General features: G+C 64.3%; 1 protein-coding gene. It reads right to left on the reverse strand.

The window, feature by feature from the left end:
• Positions 1-446 (reverse strand): aldehyde dehydrogenase family protein (locus NDO48_RS30590; RefSeq protein WP_267322896.1); only part of this gene is annotated, 446 nt, incomplete at both ends.

Raw genomic sequence — 446 nt, forward strand, 5'->3', positions numbered from 1 at the left:
TCCTGCACCAGGAGGCGCGAACCGGCGCAGCAGACCTGACCCTGGTTGAACCAGATACCGTCGACGAGCCCCTCGACCGCGCTGTCGAGATCGGCGTCCTCAAAAACGATGAAGGCAGACTTGCCGCCGAGTTCCAGCGACAGCTTCTTGCCCGAGCCCGCAGTCGCCTTGCGGATGATCTTGCCGACCTCCGACGAGCCGGTGAAGGCGATCTTGTCGATGCCGGGATGGTTGACGATCGCCGCCCCCGCCTCGGGGCCACCCTGGACGATGTTGACCACACCCTTGGGCACACCAGCGCGTTCGCAGATTTCGGCAAACAGGATCGCAGTCAGCGGCGTGAACTCGGCCGGCTTCAGCACCACCGTACAGCCGGTGGCGAGAGCGGGAGCGATCTTCCAGGCCAGCATCAGAAGCGGAAAGTTCCACGGGATGATCTGGCCGAC

The organism is Aminobacter sp. MET-1, from assembly GCF_026521175.1.
In the GTDB taxonomy this organism is placed as follows: Bacteria; Pseudomonadota; Alphaproteobacteria; order Rhizobiales; family Rhizobiaceae; genus Aminobacter.